The organism is Methylobacterium oryzihabitans, assembly GCF_004004555.2.
Classification (GTDB): domain Bacteria; phylum Pseudomonadota; class Alphaproteobacteria; order Rhizobiales; family Beijerinckiaceae; genus Methylobacterium; species Methylobacterium oryzihabitans.
Genome location: NZ_SACP01000028.1, coordinates 19475 through 36013, shown reverse-complemented (window position 1 = coordinate 36013; position 16539 = coordinate 19475). Strand labels below are relative to the sequence as shown.

Here is a 16539-nt window from a genome sequence, read left to right as displayed (position 1 = left end):
GCGGACTTGCCTCCGTCGCCGCAGTCGTGGAAAGATCCTGGCCGGGTGACGTTAGGTCATCTCGGAAGAGGCGGGCGGGCGGTCGATGCGGACACCTTCCGAGTGCCGGGCGTGCCGGGACGACGAGCCGCTTCCGTTCGCCTTCACCATGGCGTTCCAGCCGATCGTCGATCTCACGCACCACCGGGTCTGGGGCTACGAGGCGCTGGTGCGCGGGCCGGCGGGCGAGCCAGCCTCCACCATCCTGTCGCAGGTCACCGACGACACCGTGTACCGGTTCGACCAGCAGGCGCGGGTGCGGGCGATCGAGCTGGCGGCCGGCCTCTTCCGGGACGATCCCGAGGCGCGGCTCTCGGTCAACTTCCTGCCGAACGCGGTGCACGAGCCGGTCGCCTGCATCCGCCGCTCCCTCGACGCCGCGCGGCGGGTCGGCTTCCCGCCCGACCGCATCGTGTTCGAGTTCACCGAGAAGGAGCGCCTGCGCGATCCCGGCCACGCCGCCCGGATCGTCGCGGCGCACCGCCAGCACGGCTTCCTCACGGCGCTGGACGATTTCGGCGCCGGCTATGCCGGCCTCAGCCTGCTCGCCGATTTCCGCACCGACCTCGTCAAGATCGACATGGGCCTGATCCGCGGCCTCGACGCCGACCCGGTGCGCGCCACGATCGTCGCGACCCTCCTCGACCTCGGCCGTCGCCTCGGGATCGCGGTCATCGCCGAGGGCGTCGAGACCGATGCCGAGGTCGCGGCCCTGCGCGAGGCCGGCGCCACCCTGTTCCAGGGCTACCGCTTCGCCCGGCCGCTCGTCGAAGGGCTGCCGGCGGTCGACTGGCCCTGACGAGGCGGCTCGGCCCTCATCGCTCCTCGTCGCGGCGCCGGTCGCTCGCGCCGAGCGGCAGGTCGATCGAGCAATGCACCGTGTCCTCGCCGAGGGTGTAGCGGGTCCGGGCGTCGAGGGCGTAGGGCAGGGCGCGCTCGATCAGCTCGCGCCCGTAGCCGTGGCGGACCGGGGCGTCGACGTCGCGGGTGATGCCCTCCTCGATCCATTCGAGGATCAGCCGCCGCCTCTCCTGCTCGGTCGCGTCGATCCGCCAGGTCACCGTCAGCCGCCCGTTCGGGCTCGCCAGGGCGCCGTACTTGCGGGCGTTGGTGGCGAGTTCGTGCAGGGCCAGGGTGAAGGTCTGCACGCTGGCCTTGCGCAGGGACACGTCGGGGCCTTCGAGGACGATCCGGTCCTCCATCTCGGCGGCGCCGAGCGCGTCGAGCTCCGAGCGGATCAGGCCGCGCAGGGTGATCGGGTGCTCGCCGGCGCGCGAGAGCAGGCCCTGAACCCGCGACAGGGCGGTGAGGCGGTCGTTGAACTGGTCGCGGAAGGCGTCGAGGGAGTCGCTCGCCGTCATGGTCTGCTCGGCGATCGAGCGCACCACCGCGATGAGGTTGCGGGTGCGGTGCTGCAGCTCCGCCACCATCACGTTCTGCTGCTCCTGCATCTGGCGCAGGTCGTCGACGTCGGTCGAGGTGCCGAGCCACTCGACGACCTCGCCGCGGGCGTCGTGGACCGGCATCGCCCGCATCTTGAACCAGCGGTAGCGGGTCTCGCCCGCCGGGGCGATCCGGCCCTCCATCTCGAACAGGCCGGTGCGGCCCGCCGCCGCCCAGGCCGCCGCGACCTGCTCGCGGTCCTGCGGGTGCAGCGCCCGGAGCCAGCCGAGGTCCTGGCTCGCGGTCTCCGACAGGCTGGTATAGGCGGTCCATTGCGGGCTGGTCCAGGTCAGCCGGCCGTCGCCGTCGGCGCGCCAGACCAGTTGCGGGATGCCCTCGACGAGGGCGCGCAGGCGGCGCTCGCTCGCCATCTGGCGTTCCTCGGCCTGCTTGCGCGCCGTGATGTCGACGAAGGTCACGACCACGCCGGCGATGAAGTTGTCGACGCTGCGGTAGGGCAGCACCCGCACGATGTACTGCGCGCCCGTCGTCGAGCCGGTGATCTCGCGCTCGACCACGCTGAGCGTGCGCAGCACCCGGCGGGCGTCGTCCTGCAGTTCCTCGTAGGCGATGCGCGACTTGATGTGGCCGATCGGCCGGCCGGTATCGGACTCGACGAGGTGGAAGATCTCGGCCACCGTCGGGGTGTAGTTCGTCACCCGCAGCTCGTTGTCGAGGAACACCGTCGCGATCTGGGTGCTCTCGAGGAAGTTCTTGAGGTCGCTGTTGGCCCGGCCGAGTTCCTGCACCCGGTGCCCGAGTTCGCCGTTGACGGTGGTCAGTTCCTCGTTGACCGATTGCAGCTCCTCCTTCGAGGTCTCCAGTTCCTCGTTGGCGGATTGCAGCTCCTCGTTGAGCGACTGGTACTCCTCGTTGGAGGATTTCAGCTCCTCGTTGGTGCTCTCGAGCTCCTCGATCGTCGCCTGGAGCCGGTCCTTGATCGTGCGCAGCTCGGCTTCGAGCCGTTCGGTGTGCTCGGTGTGGCTCGGCAGGGCGGCGGCGGGATCGGCCGCGGCGGCGGCGCCGTCCTTGAACAGCACGAAGAAGCTCAGCGTCGGGTTCGGGCCGTCGCGCACCGGCTCGACCACGATGTCGACCATCAGGGTGTGGCCGTTCTGGCCGATCCGCAGGCCGTCCGCCTGGACCGTCTCGCCGGTCTCGGCGGCCCTGGTCAGCACCGTGCGCAGGTCCAGGCGCAGGTCGGGATGGATGAGCTGGAGCAGGTTCAGGCTGGCCGCGCCCCCGGCCGGGTCGATGTAGCGCCCGGTGCGCCCGGAGAAGTGCAGGACGTTGTAGGCCTCGTCGGCGATGACGTAGGCCGGGGCGAAGCGCTCGGCGAAGCGCTCGGCCCGCCGCACCAGCGGCGTCTCCGCCGGGCGCGGCCGCTCCGCCGTCAGGCCGCCGCCGACGAGGCGCCGGTCCACCGCGGCGAACGGGAAGTCCGGCAGGATCCGCTGCCCGGTCTCGATCCGGCGGAAGATGCGCGAGCGGCTCTCGACCGGAGCGAACAGCTTGGTGTGGCGCGAGGTGTTCTCGGAATTGCCCAGGAACAGGAACCCGTCCGGCTTCAGGGCGAAGTGGAACAGCGGCACCACCCGGTCCTGGAGGTCGGCGTCGAGGTAGATCAGCAGGTTGCGGCACGACACGAGGTCGAGGCGCGAGAACGGCGCGTCCTTGACGATGCTGTGCTGGGAGAAGATGCACATCTCCCGCAATTCCTTGACGATGCAGTAGGTGTTGCCCTCGCGGACGAACCAGCGCGCCAGCCGCTCCGGCGTCAGGTCGGCCGCGATGCTGGCGGCGTAGCGGGCGGCCCGGGCCGAGGCGAGGGCGCGGCCGTCGAGGTCGGTGGCGAAGATCTGGACCTGCGGCACCTCGTCGAGCGTCGCCATGTGCTCGCGCAGCAGGATGCCGATCGAGTACGCCTCCTCGCCCGTCGAGCAGCCGATCACCCACACCCGGAGCTGGTCGTTGCGCGTCTTGTTCTCGAACAAAGCCGGGATTACCTCGCGTTCGAGCAGATCGAACTCGCGCGGGTCGCGGAAGAACTGGGTGGCGCCGATCAGCAGGTCGTTGAACAGTTGCAGCGCCTCGTCGGGCCGGCCGCGCAGGATCTCCTCGTAGTGCCGCAGGGTCGCGGCCTGCACCACCTGCATCCGGCGCTGGACCCGGCGCAGGAACGTGCCGGGCTTGTAGCCGTGGAAGTCGTGGCCGGTCTTGTTGCGCAGGATCGCCGCGATGGTGGCGAGCGCCGCGGCGGTCTCGGCCGGGTCGAGGCGGGCGGAGGCCAGACCCTGCTCGCCGACCTGGGCGATGCAGGCGCCGATCCGCTCGATCAGCCCGTCGAGGGGCAGGACCGCGTCGGCGAGCGCCGCGGCGCTGTTGCTGGCGGCGAGCCCGCCGGAGCGGGATTCCTCGGTCTCCTCGGCCAGGGTCAGGCCGCCGCCCTCCTTGACCGCCTTGAAGCCGAGGGTCCCCTCGCCCCCGGTCCCGGCGAGGACGACCGCGAGGCCGTGCCCGTCCTCCTCCCGGGCGAGGGAGACCAGGAAGCTGTCGATCGTGCCGCGCTCCCCGACCCTCTGCTCCGCCGGGCGCAGCCGGAACCGGCCGCCGTCGAGGCTCAGGATCACGTTGGCGTCCGGCAGGTAGAGCCGGCCGCCCTCGGGCTGCGCGCCGTCCACGACCGGGCTCGTGCTCCGCCCCGCCTCCGCGAGCGCCCGGGCGAGGGCGTCCTCGTCCAGCGCCTCGCGGTGCTGGAGCACCACCACCAGGGCGGCGTGCTCGGGGATCGGCACCCGGGCGAGGAGGGGATGGAGCGAGCGCGTATCCGCCCCCGACGCACTGACGGCGACGATCACGGTGGGCCGGCTCGCGGGATCGTCCGGCTCGGGCGGTGTGGCCACGATCGCTTCCTGTGGTCGTTGCGCCGGCATCGGGAGCGCGGCGCAGGGCATTCCTCCGCGCGGCAGTACCTCAAGACCGCGCGGTTGCCGCGGCCATGGTGTCGCAGGCGTGGCATCTCACGCCTCCGGCTCGCCCGGCGGGCGCGTGCCCGACCCGGTGAGCAGCGCCCGGCGCACCGTGTCGGCGTAGTGGCGGTATTCCCGGGCCCGGTCCCCGTACATCTCGGCCACCGCGGCGCGGCCGTTCCGGCGCCCCTCCTCGGCCATGCGCTCCACCAGCTCGGCCCGCTCCTCGATGATGCGCAGGGCGACCCGGAGGGCCTCGTCGACCGCGCCCTCCTGCTCGTGGGCCACCGCCTCGGCCGTGAAGGCGTGGCCGACCTGGCAGCGGAAGCGCAGGGGACTGGCGCCGCGGATGTCCGACAGGACACCGCTGCAATGCGGGCAGGTCAGGGCCACCGGATCGCCGAGCCGGCGCAGGACGCCGCTGTCGATCCGCTCGCCGGCGGCGATATCGACCTCGAGGCGGATCTCCGCCGGGACCGGCCGCGCCGGGCCGGGAGCCTCGCGCACGAGGTCGGCGAGGACGTCGCCGATCCGCGCGCCGGGGATCGTCAGGTCGACGTTCACGGCCGCCAGCGCGCTGCGCGGCATCTCGTCGGCGAGGGCGTCGGCCGGGTCCTGCACGATGGTGACCCCGCCGCAGCGCCCAATCGCCTCCAGGCCCGAGGCCCCGTCGTTGAGCAGCCCGCTCAGCAGCACGCCGATCACCCGCGGGCCGTACGCCACCGCCGCCGAGCGGAACAGCGGATCGATCGAGGGCCGCGCCATGTTCTCGCGCGGGCCGCGCCCGAGGCGGATCAGGCCCTCGGCGAGGAGCAGGTGATGGTCGGGCACCCCGAGATAGATCTGGCCGGGCCGGATCGCGAGGCCGTCGCTCGCCGCCTGGACCGGCAGGCTCGCCGCCGCCGCCGTGACGGTGGCGAGCAGGCCGAGGCTGCGGGCCGGGACGTGCAGCACGACGAACACCGCCGCGGCGAGATCGGGCGGGAGGGCGTGCAGGATCGCCTTGAGCGGCGCCGTGGCGCCGGACGAGCCGCCGATCACGATGATGTCGCGGTGGGTCATCGGTTCTCCGGGGACCATGCGGGGGCGGCGCCCCGGCCGATCCTTGTGCGCCCGCCGCCGCCGCGCGGCCCTATCAATTGTTGCTCGCCGGCCGGATGCGGGCCGGACCTGCGCCGGGGACACTTGCGGGCGTCCGGCCGTCGCCATAAGGAGGGCGGAAATGCGTTGCGGATCAATAGTTTAACATCGTTCTAAACTGACCCCGGCCGATCCGCGCGCCCGCCGCAACCACCGGAAACCGCACCCATGACCGACGGCTCGACGTTCGCCCAGGCGTTCACGATCCTGTTCCGGGAGGGCCTCGAAGCCCTCCTGGTGATCTCGGCGCTCGCCGCCTTCCTGCGCCGGGCCGGCGCCGCCGAGCGGATCACCCCGCTCTATGCCGGCGCCGCCGCCGCGGCGCTCGCCAGCCTCGGCATGGCGTGGGTGTTCGAGACCTATTTCGACGGCAACCACAACGACCTGATCGAGGCCGTCGTGATGCTGCTCGCGGCCGCGCTGATGTTCTACATGAGCGGCTGGCTGTTCGTGCGGCAGGACCCGAAGGCGTGGCAGGCCGACCTCAACCGGCTCGCCGAGCGGGCGCTCGGCGCCGGCACGACCCTGTCGCTCGCCGGCATCGCCTTCCTGGCGGTGTTCCGCGAGGGCGCCGAGACGGTGCTGTTCCTCCACGCCCTCGCGCGCTCGGCCAATGGCTTCGACGGCGCGCTGCTCGCCGGCCTCGGCGTCGCGGCGCTCGCCCTCGCGGGCATGTTCGTGGCGATGCAGTGGCTCGCCCTGCGCCTGCCGCTGCGGCCGATGTTCCTGCTCACCTCGGCCTTCCTGTTCGTGATGGGCCTCAAGCTCGTCGGCGACGCGATCCAGGAGCTCCAGGAGCAGGTGATCGTGCCGGTCAGCAACGACGGCGTGCCGGACTTCGTGACCGGCCTCGGCTTCAACGGCTCCTGGGAGGCGCTGGGGATCCAGGGTGCGATCGTGCTCGCGGCTCTGGCCGGGATGGCCCTGATGCGGGTCCGCGGGCGGTCGAACGACCGGGCGGCGGCGCCGGCGCGGGTCGCCCCGCGCTGAGGGCGGGACCGGCGCCATCATCGGGACGGGGCCGCGAGGGGGCCGTCGCTTCGGGGCGACGGCCCCCTCGCCCTTGGTGCAGCCGTGTTCGCCGACGGGGAAGCCCGCCGCGGGCCCGCAGCCACGAGAGGGCTCCGGGAACCGGATCTCCAGCGTGGCCGTTCTCGACTCATCGGAACCGTCGCGCTTCGGGTGGACCGGGGCGCGACGGTTCCCCTCTCGTCAGCCGGGAATCCGTTCGATGATGTCGTGGGCCGTCACCTTCCTGATCGTCGCGCTGGTCGCCGCCCTCCTCGGTTTCGGCGGCGTCGCCGGCACCGCGGTCGAGGCCGCCAAGCTGGTGTTCTTCGTCGCCCTCGTGCTGTTCGCGGTCTCGGCCGTGACCGGGATGCTGCGCGGCCGCTCGCCCCGCCTCTGATCGCCGGGAGCCGACAATGCCGCGTCCGGCTCTCGCCCTCGCCGCCCTCCTCGGCCTCGGGTTCGCCTCCGCGGCGCAGGCCCAGGGCACCGCCCGCGGGGCGCAGGAGGGCGCCGCCCGCGGCGAGGCCATCGCCGGCCCGCTCGGGGCCGCGGTCGGCGGCGCCGTCGGGGCGGCGGTCGGCACCGCCAACAGCCTCCTGGGGATCGACCGGCGCGAGCGCTTCCGCCTCTACGCCATGGGCGAGCGCCGGCCGTCCTTCGCGTTCTCCGGGCCGGTCCGCGTCGGCACCGTCCTGCCGGAGGGCGGGGTGGTGTACTACGACGTGCCGCCGGAATTCGCTCTCAGGGGCGTCAACTACACGATCGTCAACGACCATCCGGTGCTGGTCGAGCCCGGCACCCGCCGCATCGTGGAGGTGATCGAGTGATGGCCAATCCCGGTCTGCCGCTCCCGGGCGATCCCGACGAGCCCCCGCCCGGCGCCCTGCCGCCGGGCCTGCCCGAGACCCCGCCGCCCGACGACGCGCCCCCGGCGCCCGCGCCGCAGCGCGATCCCGGCATCGACGAGCCGCCCGAGCCGGACGTGCCCGCGCCGCCGGTCGGCCCCGGGGCGCTGTAGATCGCGGCGTCGCCCGCAGGGCAATCGCTTCAAAGCGATGGCCCTGGTTTCCCGCTTAGCCTCAGGCGCCGGCGTTCGCATCCGCTCACTCGGCTCTCGCTCCGCTCTGCGTTCGAGGGGACATTCGTCCCCTCGAACCCGCTCCGCGGGGCGCTCTTCGCGCCCGCCATCAAGCATCGCCCGCCCGGCACCTTGTTGGAGCCGTGGCCGGTACGGTAGCAACGGCCCGGGGCGGAGCGACCGCCTCCGGGCCGTCGGCGTGCCGCGCGCCGGCGCAGGCCCGGACAGAACAACAAGGCTGTAGGCCAGGGAGGATCCGATGCCCCAGCACCCCGACGCCCGCGCGACCCGGGACCCGGCCGCCCGCGAGGCCGACCTGTTCGCCCGCCTGCCCGCGGCGCTCGCCGCGGCCCTGCGCGCGCCGGCCTACGCCGCCCACCTCGCCGGGATCGACCCGGATTCCGTCGCCGACCGCGCCGCCCTCGCCCGGCTGCCGGTCCTGCGCAAGGGCGAGATGCCGGCGCTCCAGCGCGCCGCCTTGCCCTTCGGCGGCTTCGTGCCGGGGGAGGTGGGGGGCTTTGCCCGGCTGTTCACCTCGCCGGGGCCGATCTTCGAGCCGCAGCGCAGCGGCGACGATCCGTGGGGCGGCGCCCGCTGCCTCGCCGCCGCCGGCTTCGCGCCCGGCGAGGTGGTGCTCAACACCTTCGGGTATCACCTGACGCCGGGCGGCTTCATCTTCGACACCGCCGCCCGGGCGCTCGGCTGCGCGGTGATCCCGGCCGGGCCCGGCAACGTCGAGCAGCAGCTCGACCTCATCGAGGCCTACCGGCCGGCCGGCTATTGCGGCACGCCGGACTTCCTGCGGATCCTGGTCGAGGCGGCGGGCAAGGCCGGGCGCGACGCCTCGTCCCTGCGCAAGGCGCTCGTCTCGGGTGCGGCCTTCCCGCCCTCGCTGCAACAGGAAATCGCCGGCCACGGCATCGACGCCTACCAGGCGTTCGCGACCGCCGACGTCGGGTTCATCGCCTACGAGACCGCCGCCCGCGAGGGGCTGGTGGTCAACGAGGACATCCTCCTGGAGATCGTCCGGCCGGGCACCGGCGACCCGGTGCCGGAGGGCGAGGTCGGCGAGATCGTCGTCACGGTGCTCGACCCCGACCGGCCGCTGATCCGCTACGCCCTCGGCGACCTCACGGCGGCCCTGCCGGGGATCAGCCCGTGCGGGCGCACCGGGCCGCGCATCCGCGGCTGGATGGGCCGGGCCGATCAGGCCGCGAAGGTGAAGGGCATGTTCGTGCGTCCCGAACAGGTCGCCGAGATCGCCCGCCGCCACCCCGAACTGGGGCGCCTGCGCCTCGTCGTCACCCGCGCCGACGAGGCCGACGCCATGACCCTGCGGGCCGAGGCGGCCTCGGGCGGCGCGGCGCTGGCCGAGGCGGTCGGCGAGACCCTGCGGGCGGTGACGAAGCTGCGCGGCACGGTCGAGCTGGTCGCCCCCGGCACCCTGCCGAACGACGGCAAGGTCGTCGCCGACGAGCGGCCGGTCGGGTAGGCAGAGCCCGCTCCCGGTCCTGCCTCAGATCAGATGGACGGCGTGGGGCGCGAACAGGCCGATCGCCACCATCGCGATCCCGGCGATGCCCAGCGCGCCGCCCGCGAAGGCGAGGGCGACGATGCCGGTGATGACCTGCGCCGAGGCCAGCACGATGCCGATCTGGAACGCCGCGGAGGCGATCTCGTAATGGTGGTAGCGCGCCAGCGCGAGGTCGCGCTTCTCCTCGGCCGCCTTGGCCTTGGCGGCGAGTTCCTTGCGGCCCTCGCCGGTCGCCGGGTCGGACTCCCACCGCGCCATCGTCTTCGCCCAGTCGTCGAGCTGCTTGCGCACCGCGTCGGAGGGGACGCCCTGGCTCGCCAGGGTCAGCTCCTCGCCGGCGGTCTTGAGGACGGTGCTGCGGATGGTGCGGGCCTGGAAATACGCCCACACGTTGGAGGCCTCGACGTTGGCGCCGAGGGCGTCGGTCTGCGCGCTCTTGGCCAGGGTCTCGCCCAGCGCGAGGAACAGCGCCAGCACCGAGATCAGCAGGGCCACCTTCTTGTTGGATGAATCGACCGCACCGTGCCCGCCCGACATCGCGTCCCCCTTGTGCAAGCGTCCGTCACAGGATGCCCCCGGCGGGGCGCCGCCTTCATAGCGGCGCCGGCGCGAAGCGCCAGCCCTTGCGGAAGGCCGGCCCCCTTCCCAGCGTCGCACCGATGCGCGAAGCAGAGGGCCTCCCAGGGAGAAGACCCGTGCGCCGATCGCTCCTCGTCCTGCCGCTGATCCTGCTCGCCGCGCCCGCCGCGGCCGAGGCGCCGCGCTGGCCCGCGACCTATCTCGGCCGGGTCGAGCTGACGGCGGTGATGCAGACGCTGAACGCCCGCCTGCTGGCGAGCCGCAGCGCCACCGCAACGCTGGAGGGCTGGTGCGGCGGCCACGGCATGGCGGCCGCGCCGGCCCGGCTCTCGGCCGGCCTCGTGCCCGGGGCCGAGAAGCCGGCCGAGGCGGCGACGCGCCAGCGGCTCGGGGTCGGCCCGGACGAGCCGCTGCGCTACCGCCGGGTGCGCCTCGCCTGCGGCGACCGCGTCCTGTCGGAGGCCGACAACTGGTACGTGCCGGCGCGGCTGACGCCCGAGATGAACCGCCTGCTGGACACCACCGACACGCCGTTCGGCCGCGCGGTGCAGCCGCTCGGCCCGACGCGCCAGACGGTCGCGGCGGACCTGCTGTGGCAGCCGCTGCCCGACGACTGGGAGCAGGCCGCGCCGCCCCCCGCCGCCTGCGGCGAGCAGGCGATCCCCGGGCACTGGCTGCGCCACCGCGCGGTGCTGTTCACCGCCGCCCGCGAGCCGTTCTCGGAGGTGGTCGAGACCTACACGGCGGCGGTGCTCGACTTCGCCCGCGCCCCCCGCCCGGCCGACCCGGCCTGCCCGACCCCCTGAACCGGCGCCCTCAGCAGAGGCGGACCCACAGCACCCGGGCGATCCAGGCGAGGTCCGCGTTCGCCACCCGGCGGGGTTCGGTTCCGGCGAGATAGGTCGATCGTGCGCTCCGCTGCGCCAGTTCGCCCGCCGCCCAGCCGCCGTCGGCGAGGTGCAGGACGACGCGGTCGCCGGGGCGCACCGGTTCGGTCGCGCTGACGACCAGGAGGTCGCCGTCGCGGTAGGCCGGGGCGAGGGCGTCGCCCTCCGCCGCGACGGCGAAGCAGCGGTCGGCGTCGGGCCCCGGGAACGCGAAGTCCTCGCCGGGGGCCTCCGGCAGGTCCGCCGGGCCGAGGGCGCCGGCCCAGGCGGTGGTGATCCGCGGCATCGCATCCGGCGTCGCGTCGGGGAGCGGCAGCGTCAGGAACGTCGTCAGATCGGTGCCGGTGGCGTCGAGGACCTTCGCGATCGACTCGGTCGAGGGCCAGCGCCGGCGCCCGTCCGGGCCGACGCGCTTCGAGCGGTTGAAGCTCGTCGCATCGAGCCCGGCCCGCCGTGCGAGGGCGGACGGGCTGAGCCCGTGGCGGCGGGCGAGGCCGTCGATCGCCGCCCAGATCCGGTCGTGGGTGAGCCGGTCCCGGGAGAGCATGGAAGAGGCTTCCGACACGCCGACCGCCCTCCCCGCGCTGGACACCGCGGAGAGAACGCTCACGGCCCCGCAATGGTGCCGCGCCGGCCGGCGGGCGCGTTGCGGCCCGGCCACCGCCCGGCTATTGCCGGCCGGCAACCCGAGGGCGGAGGGCCGCGTGACGCTCATCTACAAGATCTGCCCCGCCGGCCTGTGGCGCGAGGCCGAGGCCGCCGGACGCTTCGACGGCGCGCCGGTCGACCGCACCGACGGCTACATCCATTTCTCGACCGCCGCCCAGGCGCGGGAGACCGCGGGCAGGCACTTCGCCGGCCAGGGCGACCTCGTGCTCGTCGCGGTCGAGGCCGGGGCGCTGGGTGCCGCCCTGCGCTGGGAGCCGTCCCGCGGCGGCGCGCTGTTTCCCCACCTCTACGCGCCCCTCGATCTCGCGGCGGTGCGCGGCACGGTACCCCTGCCCCTGGGGCCGGACGGCGCCCACGTCTTCCCGTCCGGTTTCGAGGGCTGAGCCGTGCTGCCGACCCTGTTTCCCCTCGCCCGCCCGCTCCTGCACGCCCTCGACGCCGAGACCGCCCACGGGCTGACGATCCGGGCGCTGTCGCTGCTGCCGCGCCGCGCGCCGCCCGCCGACGACCCGCGCCTCGCCGTGACGGTGCTGGGGCGGCGCTTCCCCAACCCGGTCGGGCTCGCCGCCGGCTTCGACAAGGGCGCCGAGGTGCCCGACGCGCTCCTGTCCCTCGGCTTCGGCTTCGTCGAGGTCGGCGGCGTGGTGCCGCGGCCCCAGCCCGGCAACCCGCGCCCGCGGGTCTTCCGCCTGCCCGCCGACGGCGCGGTCATCAACCGCTTCGGGCTCAACAGCGCCGGGCTCGACGCCGTCCGCGCCCGCCTGGAGGCCCGCCGCGGGCGGCCCGGGATCGTCGGCGTCAACATCGGCGCCAACAAGGATTCGTCCGACCGGCTGGCCGACTACGTCGCCTGCACCCGGGCTCTCGCCGGCCTCGTCGATGTCATCACCGTCAACGTGTCGTCGCCCAACACCCCGGGCCTGCGCGACCTCCAGGGCGAGGCGTTCCTCGACGACCTGCTCGCCCGGGTGGTCGAGGCCCGCGACGGCGCCGGCGCTCCGCGCCCGGCCGCGATCCTGCTCAAGATCGCCCCCGATATCGGCCTCGACGCCCTCGACGCGATGACGGCGACCGCCAAGCGCCGCGGCCTCGACGGGCTGGTGGTGTCGAACACCACCGTGGCGCGGCCGGCGAGCCTGACCGAGACCGCGACCGCCCGCGAGGCCGGCGGCCTGTCCGGCCGGCCGCTGTTCGGCCCCTCGACCCGGCTCCTCGCCGAGACCTTCTTGCGGGTCGGCCCCGACCTGCCGCTGGTCGGCGTCGGCGGGGTCGATTCGGCCGACGCCGCCTGGGCCAAGCTGCGGGCCGGAGCGCGGCTGGTCCAGCTCTACTCGGCCCTGGTTTATGCCGGCCCGGGCCTCGTCGGCACGATCAAGCGCGGGCTTCTCGCCCACATGCAGCGCGAGGGCGTGACCGACCTCGCGGCGGTGGTCGGGCGCGACGCGGCGGAACTGGCGAAGGCGGCGTGAGCCTTCAGGACCCGTCCCGCCCTCCGGCGAAACCCGGCAATCCCGGCAGCGGCGCCATCCAGGGGATGCGATGAGCGAGTTGGGTCTGGTCGCGGGGCGGCAGCGCCGCCGGGTCGTCGAGGCTGGCGGTGGTGACGTCGACCTCGTCGGGCAGGTCGTCGCGGGCATAGGTCAGCGGCGTGCCGCACGCGCCGCAGAAGCCCCGGACGACGCCGGGGCTCGACCGAAAAACCTTCGGCGTGCCCGCGACGAGGCGCAGGTCGGCGCGGCGCACCGTGAACCACGCCACCGCCGGCGCCCCGGCGACGCGCCGGCAGGTCGGGCAGTGGCACAGGGTCTCGTGCCAGGGGGTGCCGTGGGCCTCGTAGCGCACGGCGCCGCAGGCGCATCCGCCGGTCAGCATCCGGTCGCCTCCGCGAGCGCCGCCGGCCGCGGGCCCGGGAAGGCACGGCGGACGAGGCGGGGATAGAGCAGCGCCTGGCCGAGGCTGCGCGCGGCGAGGAAGCCGAGGATCGCCCACCACAGCCCGGCATTGCCGAGGCCGCGGGTGAGCAGCAGCAGCACGAGATAGGCGGCGAGCGCCGCCAGCATCAGGTTGCGCATCGGCCGGGTCCAGGTCGCCCCGATATAGACCCCGTCATACGCGAAGGCCGCGGCGGCGACGAGGGGCGTGAGCGCGGCGAAGGGCAGGTAGTCGCGGGCGAAGGCGCGCACCTCCGGGCTCGTCGTCACCGCGTCGACGAACCCGCCGCCGACGGCGAGGAACAGCGCCGAGACGGCGAGGCCGAAGCCGAGGCACCAGCCGAGGGACAGCCGGGCGGCGCGGCGGAACCCCGCCTCGTCGCGGGCGCCGATGGCCCGCCCGCACAGAACCTCGGCGGCGGTGGCGAAGCCGTCGAGGAAGAAGCTGCCGATCAGGAAGAGGTTCTGCAGCACCGCGTTGGCGGCGAGCGCGACGTCGCCGGTGCGGGCGCCGAGCGCCGAGAACAGCCCGAAGGCGGTGATGATCGCGATCGTGCGGATCATCACGTCGCCGTTGACCGCCAGCATCCGGGCCAGGCCGGTGCGCTCGGCGATCTCGGCGAGCGGCACCCGCCACGGCCGGGCGCCGAGCCGGCGCAGGACGAGGAGGCCGAGGCCGACGCCCACCGCCTCGGCCAGCACCGTGGCGAGCGCCGCCCCGCGGACGCCGAGGCCGGCGCCGAGCACGAAGGCGAGGGTGAGCGCGATGTTGACGAGGTTGACCGCGACCTGGAGCGCCAGCCCGAGGTCGGTGCGCCCGCGCCCGAGGGTCGAGCCGAGGATCGCGTAGCCGGCGAGGGTGAACGGCGCGGCGAAGATGCGGATGCCGAAATAGTCCGACAAGGCCGCCGTCACCGCCGGGCTCGCCCCGGCCAGCGCGAAGGCGCCGGCGCCGAGCGGGCCCTGGAGCAGGATCATCGCGGCGCCGACGAGGAGCGCCACTGCCAGCGCCCGGGCGAGCGCCCGGTCGATCTCCGCCGCGTCGCCGGCCCCGGCCGCCTGGGCGGTGAGCCCGGCGGTCGCCATGCGCAGCGCCCCGAAGGTCCAGAACAGGTAGTCGAAGATCACCGCCCCGAGCGCGAGCGCGCCGAGCAGGGCCGCGTCGCCGAGCCGCCCGATCACCGCCGCCCCGACGATGCCGAGCAGCGGCGTCGTCACGTTGGCGAGCGTCATCGGGAGGGCGAGCGCCAGCATGCGGCGGTTGCCGACCGCCGGCCGGCCCGGGGCGTGTGCCGTCATGGGCGTCAGCGGCCGTTGGCGAACAGGCGCGACAGCAGCCAGAGCGGCACCACGATCACCGCTCCGGCGAGGAGCCAGCGGCCGGCATCGTGGAAGGTCTCGAGGCCGAGATCGGCGATCGCCCGAACGGTCTGATAGGCCTGGGCGAACAGCAGGCCGGGCGTGACCCCGATCATCGCCATGCCGGCGCCGACGAGCAGCGACAGGAAGATCAGCTTCACCAGCACCGCGCCCGGCGAGCCGCCGAGGAACCGGCGCAGCCCGCTCCCGGCCCGGTGCGGGCCGGTCTCGTCGGGCGGATAGGCGCCGCGGGGATCGTGCGGGCCGCCGGGAGGCGGGCGGAACCGGAAGTCGGACATGATGCCTCTTGGGGCTCGTGGTCTGGCGCGTCCCGCCGCCCGAACCGCGGCGGCGGACCGCCCCCGAGATGGCGATGCCGGTGCCGCCGCGGAAGAGCCGCCGCCAGGGTCGGCCGGGCCGCGGCGGCGAGTCAAGCGGTGCCCGAGCTTGAGTGGAACGGATCCTGCTCCCAGGATCGCGAGGGCGAACCGGCCGCGACGCGGCGAGGAGGCGGTGATGGACATGAAGCGCGACGTCCCGGCCGGCGGGAGCGGTGTCGGGGGCTGGCTGGAGCGCACCTTCGCGCTGAAGGCGCACGGCACCACGGTACGCACCGAACTGCTGGCCGGCCTGACCACCTTTCTGACGATGGCCTACATCGTGTTCATCAACCCCAACATCCTGGCCGATGCCGGGATGCCCAAGGGGGCGGTGTTCGTCGCCACCTGCCTCGTCGCGGCGATCGGCTCGCTGGTGATGGCGTTCTGGGCCAACTACCCGATCGCGCTGGCGCCCGGCATGGGGCTCAACGCCTATTTCGCCTACGTGGTGGTGCTCCAGATGGGCTTCACCTGGCAGGCGGCGCTCGGCGCCGTGTTCATCTCCGGCATCTGCTTCCTGATCGTGACCCTGACCGGCCTGCGCCGGATCATCGTCGAGGGCATCCCGCGCTCGATGCGCATCGCGATCACGGCCGGCATCGGGCTGTTCCTGGCGATCATCGCGCTCAAGAACGCGGGCGTCGTCGCGGCGAGCCCGGCGACCTTCGTGACCCTCGGCGACCTGCACAAGCCGAGCACCGTGCTCGCCGTGATCGGCTTCCTGATGGTGGCGACGCTCTCGGTGCGCAAGGTCAAGGGCGCGCTGCTCGGCAGCATCCTCACCGTCACGGTGCTGAGCTTCCTCGTCGCCGGCAACAGCTTCCAGGGCGTGGTGTCGCTGCCGCCCTCGATCGCCCCGACGCTGTTCGCCCTCGACCTGTCGGGCGCGCTCTCGGCCGGCCTTCTCAACGTCGTGCTGGTGCTGTTCCTCGTCGAACTGTTCGACGCCACCGGCACGCTGATGGGCGTCGCCAACCGGGCCGGGCTCCTCGTGGAGGGCAAGATGGCGCGGCTCGACCGGGCCCTGATGGCCGATTCGTCCTCGATCTTCGTCGGCTCGCTGCTCGGCACGTCGAGCACCACCGCCTATCTCGAGAGCGCGTCGGGCGTCGAGGAGGGCGGCCGCACCGGGCTCACCGCCGCCACCGTCGCCGTGCTGTTCCTCGCCTGCCTGTTCTTCTCGCCGCTCGCCGGCTCGGTCCAGCCCTACGCCACCGCGCCGGCCCTGTTCTACGTCGCCTGCCTGATGCTGCGCGAACTGGTCGACCTCGACTGGGACGACATCACCGAGGTGATCCCGGCCTGCGTCACCGCGCTCCTGATGCCGTTCACCTACTCGATCGCCACCGGCGTCTCGTTCGGCTTCATCACCTACGCGGTGCTCAAGCTGCTCACCGGCCGCGCCCGCGACGTGAAGCCGATCGTCTGGATCATCGCGGCGGTCTTTCTGTTCAAGTTCGTGGAGACCGGCGGGGCGCATTGATCGGGCGCCGGCAGGGGGGCGTTAACCGCCCGGGCCG

At 73.9% G+C, this 16539-nt stretch carries 17 protein-coding genes; 10 read left to right on the top strand and 7 right to left on the bottom strand.

Annotated features, from left to right (window positions below):
• Positions 1–85: 85 nt before the first annotated feature.
• On the top strand, positions 86–838 hold the full coding sequence (locus EOE48_RS22335; RefSeq protein WP_127733094.1) for an EAL domain-containing protein: 753 nt from the start codon (positions 86–88) through the stop codon (positions 836–838).
• A 16-nt stretch (positions 839–854) separates the two neighbouring features.
• Here the strand turns inward: EOE48_RS22335 and EOE48_RS22330 are convergent, their stop codons facing one another.
• Together EOE48_RS22330 and EOE48_RS22325 are read right to left on the bottom strand one after the other, a co-directional pair.
• Positions 855–4415, bottom strand: a complete 3561-nt coding sequence (locus tag EOE48_RS22330; RefSeq protein ID WP_127733093.1) for a CheR family methyltransferase — start codon at positions 4413–4415, stop codon at positions 855–857.
• 87 nt (positions 4416–4502) lie between these two features.
• Complete coding sequence (locus tag EOE48_RS22325) at positions 4503–5513, bottom strand: chemotaxis protein CheB (RefSeq protein ID WP_127733092.1); 1011 nt, start codon at positions 5511–5513, stop codon at positions 4503–4505.
• A gap of 246 nt (positions 5514–5759) precedes the next feature.
• On the opposite strand from EOE48_RS22325, the gene EOE48_RS22320 reads away from it, so the two are divergent.
• From EOE48_RS22320 to EOE48_RS22300, 5 genes are all read left to right on the top strand, one after another.
• Positions 5760–6581, top strand: coding sequence for an FTR1 family iron permease (locus tag EOE48_RS22320; protein ID WP_127733091.1), 822 nt, complete (start codon positions 5760–5762; stop codon positions 6579–6581).
• Between the two features lie 241 nt (positions 6582–6822).
• Positions 6823–6999 (top strand): DUF1328 domain-containing protein, encoded by a 177-nt coding sequence (locus EOE48_RS22315; protein ID WP_127733090.1) that lies wholly within the window; start codon positions 6823–6825, stop codon positions 6997–6999.
• 16 nt (positions 7000–7015) lie between these two features.
• Positions 7016–7429, top strand: a complete 414-nt coding sequence (locus tag EOE48_RS22310; RefSeq protein WP_127733089.1) for a DUF1236 domain-containing protein — start codon at positions 7016–7018, stop codon at positions 7427–7429.
• Positions 7429–7620, top strand: a complete 192-nt coding sequence (locus EOE48_RS22305) for a hypothetical protein (RefSeq protein ID WP_127733088.1) — start codon at positions 7429–7431, stop codon at positions 7618–7620. Before EOE48_RS22310 ends, EOE48_RS22305 begins: the two co-directional genes overlap by 1 nt.
• A 319-nt stretch (positions 7621–7939) precedes the next feature.
• Positions 7940–9172 carry a phenylacetate--CoA ligase family protein gene (locus EOE48_RS22300; RefSeq protein ID WP_127733087.1) on the top strand — a complete coding sequence of 411 codons (1233 nt, stop codon included), beginning with the start codon at positions 7940–7942 and terminating at the stop codon, positions 9170–9172.
• Between the two features lie 24 nt (positions 9173–9196).
• Here EOE48_RS22300 and EOE48_RS22295 read toward each other — a convergent pair whose 3' ends face one another.
• The gene (locus EOE48_RS22295) at positions 9197–9751 is read right to left on the bottom strand and encodes a DUF4337 domain-containing protein (RefSeq protein WP_127733130.1); all 555 of its coding nucleotides are present in this window, start codon (positions 9749–9751) and stop codon (positions 9197–9199) included.
• Positions 9752–9909: 158 nt separating this feature from the next.
• Here EOE48_RS22295 and EOE48_RS22290 point away from each other — a divergent pair, with 158 nt between their 5' ends.
• Positions 9910–10599 (top strand): hypothetical protein, encoded by a 690-nt coding sequence (locus EOE48_RS22290; protein WP_246154705.1) that lies wholly within the window; start codon positions 9910–9912, stop codon positions 10597–10599.
• Between the two features lie 10 nt (positions 10600–10609).
• Here EOE48_RS22290 and EOE48_RS22285 read toward each other — a convergent pair whose 3' ends face one another.
• Positions 10610–11227 (bottom strand): S24 family peptidase, encoded by a 618-nt coding sequence (locus EOE48_RS22285; protein WP_127733086.1) that lies wholly within the window; start codon positions 11225–11227, stop codon positions 10610–10612.
• A gap of 157 nt (positions 11228–11384) precedes the next feature.
• On the opposite strand from EOE48_RS22285, the gene EOE48_RS22280 reads away from it, so the two are divergent.
• Together EOE48_RS22280 and EOE48_RS22275 are read left to right on the top strand one after the other, a co-directional pair.
• The gene (locus EOE48_RS22280) at positions 11385–11732 is read left to right on the top strand and encodes a DUF952 domain-containing protein (protein ID WP_127733085.1); all 348 of its coding nucleotides are present in this window, start codon (positions 11385–11387) and stop codon (positions 11730–11732) included.
• A gap of 3 nt (positions 11733–11735) precedes the next feature.
• Positions 11736–12818, top strand: a complete 1083-nt coding sequence (locus tag EOE48_RS22275; protein ID WP_127733084.1) for a quinone-dependent dihydroorotate dehydrogenase — start codon at positions 11736–11738, stop codon at positions 12816–12818.
• 4 nt (positions 12819–12822) lie between these two features.
• Here the strand turns inward: EOE48_RS22275 and EOE48_RS22270 are convergent, their stop codons facing one another.
• From EOE48_RS22270 to EOE48_RS22260, 3 genes are read right to left on the bottom strand one after another with little or no spacing between them, the layout of a single operon-like run.
• Positions 12823–13221: a GFA family protein gene (locus EOE48_RS22270; RefSeq protein WP_127733083.1), complete on the bottom strand. Its 399-nt coding sequence runs from the start codon at positions 13219–13221 to the stop codon at positions 12823–12825.
• A complete protein-coding gene (locus tag EOE48_RS22265; RefSeq protein WP_127733082.1) occupies positions 13215–14579 on the bottom strand; it encodes an MATE family efflux transporter in 1365 nt (454 codons plus the stop codon). The genes EOE48_RS22270 and EOE48_RS22265 overlap by 7 nt, the downstream gene beginning before the upstream one ends.
• 5 nt (positions 14580–14584) lie before the next feature.
• On the bottom strand, positions 14585–14938 hold the full coding sequence (locus EOE48_RS22260) for a DUF6460 domain-containing protein (protein WP_127733081.1): 354 nt from the start codon (positions 14936–14938) through the stop codon (positions 14585–14587).
• A 217-nt stretch (positions 14939–15155) separates the two neighbouring features.
• Here EOE48_RS22260 and EOE48_RS22255 point away from each other — a divergent pair, with 217 nt between their 5' ends.
• Positions 15156–16502, top strand: coding sequence for an NCS2 family permease (locus EOE48_RS22255; protein WP_127733080.1), 1347 nt, complete (start codon positions 15156–15158; stop codon positions 16500–16502).
• Positions 16503–16539: the final 37 nt, after the last annotated feature.

What these genes read in the sequence shown, in the direction of transcription:
- EOE48_RS22335 (WP_127733094.1), top strand. Translation starts at nt 86, where the DNA reads ATGCGGACACCTTCCGAGTGCCGGGCGTGCCGGGACGACGAGCCGCTT.
- EOE48_RS22330 (WP_127733093.1), bottom strand. Translation starts at nt 4,415, where the DNA reads ATGCCGGCGCAACGACCACAGGAAGCGATCGTGGCCACACCGCCCGAG.
- EOE48_RS22325 (WP_127733092.1), bottom strand. Translation starts at nt 5,513, where the DNA reads ATGACCCACCGCGACATCATCGTGATCGGCGGCTCGTCCGGCGCCACG.
- EOE48_RS22320 (WP_127733091.1), top strand. Translation starts at nt 5,760, where the DNA reads ATGACCGACGGCTCGACGTTCGCCCAGGCGTTCACGATCCTGTTCCGG.
- EOE48_RS22315 (WP_127733090.1), top strand. Translation starts at nt 6,823, where the DNA reads ATGATGTCGTGGGCCGTCACCTTCCTGATCGTCGCGCTGGTCGCCGCC.
- EOE48_RS22310 (WP_127733089.1), top strand. Translation starts at nt 7,016, where the DNA reads ATGCCGCGTCCGGCTCTCGCCCTCGCCGCCCTCCTCGGCCTCGGGTTC.
- EOE48_RS22305 (WP_127733088.1), top strand. Translation starts at nt 7,429, where the DNA reads ATGGCCAATCCCGGTCTGCCGCTCCCGGGCGATCCCGACGAGCCCCCG.
- EOE48_RS22300 (WP_127733087.1), top strand. Translation starts at nt 7,940, where the DNA reads ATGCCCCAGCACCCCGACGCCCGCGCGACCCGGGACCCGGCCGCCCGC.
- EOE48_RS22295 (WP_127733130.1), bottom strand. Translation starts at nt 9,751, where the DNA reads ATGTCGGGCGGGCACGGTGCGGTCGATTCATCCAACAAGAAGGTGGCC.
- EOE48_RS22285 (WP_127733086.1), bottom strand. Translation starts at nt 11,227, where the DNA reads ATGCTCTCCCGGGACCGGCTCACCCACGACCGGATCTGGGCGGCGATC.
- EOE48_RS22270 (WP_127733083.1), bottom strand. Translation starts at nt 13,221, where the DNA reads ATGCTGACCGGCGGATGCGCCTGCGGCGCCGTGCGCTACGAGGCCCAC.
- EOE48_RS22265 (WP_127733082.1), bottom strand. Translation starts at nt 14,579, where the DNA reads ATGACGGCACACGCCCCGGGCCGGCCGGCGGTCGGCAACCGCCGCATG.
- EOE48_RS22260 (WP_127733081.1), bottom strand. Translation starts at nt 14,938, where the DNA reads ATGTCCGACTTCCGGTTCCGCCCGCCTCCCGGCGGCCCGCACGATCCC.
- EOE48_RS22255 (WP_127733080.1), top strand. Translation starts at nt 15,156, where the DNA reads ATGGACATGAAGCGCGACGTCCCGGCCGGCGGGAGCGGTGTCGGGGGC.